The organism is Flavobacterium sp. FPG59 (assembly GCF_002150205.1).
In the GTDB taxonomy this organism is placed as follows: Bacteria; Bacteroidota; Bacteroidia; order Flavobacteriales; family Flavobacteriaceae; genus Flavobacterium.
This window is the reverse complement of sequence record NZ_MTCA01000338.1, coordinates 1-1,908: the sequence shown is the minus strand read 5'-3', so window position 1 is coordinate 1,908 and position 1,908 is coordinate 1. Positions and strand designations below refer to the sequence as shown.

The window sequence follows — 1,908 nt, the reverse complement described above, 5'->3', positions numbered from 1 at the left end:
CAAATATATTACTATCGTTGCTTATTCATCGTTTTTTTAGAAACTTTTACTAATAAAGTTTTAGTTTTACTATTTTAATTTAAAATTTTTATGAAAATTATACTTACTCTAATGGCTTTTTTATTGTCTACTTTGTTCATGTCTGCACAAACTAAGTATGATAAGTTTGACTGGTTGATTTTGGAAGCAGATAGTCTAAAAATTCTTGAAGAGTATCAGTATGCGTATGAAAAATATTCTAGAGCTTTAAATATTTTGATTCCTGATTCGGCTACTCCATATTTTAACATGGCCGAATGTGCTTTAAAGTTAGGAAACGTAAAAAAATGTAAAAATTCAATCATTGAGGGTGTGACAAAAGGAGGTGCTGAATACGATTATTTAATCAGGTATGATGGCTTTAAAGATATTCAAATGACGCCTTTTTTTGATGCTATACTTAAGGATTATAATTATTACAGGCAACAACATTTTAGACATAAAGAAAATATAGATGTTTTTTTAGAAATTTTAGCATTATATGAAAAAGATCAGTTAGTAAGGAAAGCCGAAGATTACTTTACTAATTATAGTGAGGAAGAGTTGACGGTGGCTAGGCAGCAATTTGTTCAAGCTCAAGAAAAAGGAGATTTAGTAAAATTGGAAGTTTATAAAAAAATCCTATTTCCTAAAGCAGAAGAAAAATATGACGAGTTAATGAAACGAGTGGATGATTCGAATATCAAGAGATTAATTGAAATAACAAAAAAGTATGGCTGGCAACCAAGGGCATGGATTCTTTTATGGCATCATAGGAGTTCTTACCAAGAAAATAATTTTGTATGGAACCATTTTATTCCTCTAATCAATAAAGAAATCGAACAAGGAAAAATTAGTAGAACCTTTTGGAAGCCTTTTGAGGATTTTAAAAAAGAATTACAGAAAATAATAAACGATAATAAAACGAATTAAAAAAAAGAAAGCTACATCTTCAAATAAAAATCCTTAGTTAATTCAATATATTCTAGGGTGTAGACGTGTCTTGCGGTTTCGATAATTAGTTCGTCAATTAGAAAATGTATTGTTTCTTTTCGGCTAAAAGCCAATAAGGTACGTTTGATTTCAGTGGTTGGTGTTCCTTTGACACGAGTGATTTAAAAGGATGTAATTCATATTCGTGGGCCAAAGCAATAAAGTTTTCTTCTTCTTTAAAAGGAATGATTACGGAGAATATTCCGTTTTCAGAAAGTAATAAATCTGCGGCCTCAATTAATTCTTCAAAAGGTATCGCATCAGCAAAACGGGCCAAATCACGTTGCTCATTTTCCGTTTTGTAATCTTCTGTATAAAATGTTGGTTTGGAGATAATTACATCGTACTCGTCTTCAGGTTCTTCAACAAATTCGTCTAAACCGGCATGATAACAAAATAACCGATCGCTCCATGGAGAGTTTTCAAAATTATCGGTCGCTTGCTCTTAAGCATCTTCGTCAATCTCTAACGCGTCAATTTGTTCAGCGTTGCTTCTTTGTACAAGCATCAGGCAATGATTCCAGTTCCGGCACCAATATCTAAAATACTAAAAGGATTATTACTTATAGGAGCCCAAGCGCCAAGAAGAACTCCATCGGTGCCAATTTTTATAGTGCAATTGATAACTTAATTGAGGATTGTCATATACTTCAAAACCTATATTCCATTTTTAAAAGTCCGTATCTGGGTTGTAAGCGATATTCTGTTTTTGAAATACTGATATCATTTATATTGAAACTTCGAAAAGTTTTAGTGTTGAAAAGATTGTTCCCTGAAAGCGAGAATGTTAGTTTGTTTTCTTTTACAGTGTAGCGAGCTTCTAAATCCATAAAATAATATTTGTTATTATTTTTATCAAGATTTCCAAAAAAATAACGTTCTGATTGTATTTGAAAA

At 31.2% G+C, this 1,908-nt stretch carries 2 protein-coding genes and 1 pseudogene; 1 reads left to right on the top strand and 2 read right to left on the bottom strand.

What is annotated here, in order from left to right; translation table 11 throughout:
* Positions 1–90 precede the first annotated feature (90 nt).
* Entirely contained in the window at positions 91–951 is an 861-nt protein-coding gene (locus tag FPG59_RS15725) for a hypothetical protein (RefSeq protein WP_140344712.1), read from the top strand.
* A gap of 11 nt (positions 952–962) precedes the next feature.
* On the opposite strand, the pseudogene FPG59_RS15720 reads toward FPG59_RS15725, so the two are convergent.
* Together FPG59_RS15720 and FPG59_RS15715 are read right to left on the bottom strand one after the other, a co-directional pair.
* Positions 963–1,623: pseudogene (locus tag FPG59_RS15720) on the bottom strand (tRNA1(Val) (adenine(37)-N6)-methyltransferase).
* Positions 1,624–1,661: 38 nt separating this feature from the next.
* A partial coding sequence (locus FPG59_RS15715; protein WP_140344711.1) for an outer membrane beta-barrel protein occupies positions 1,662–1,908 on the bottom strand: 247 nt, incomplete at its 5' end.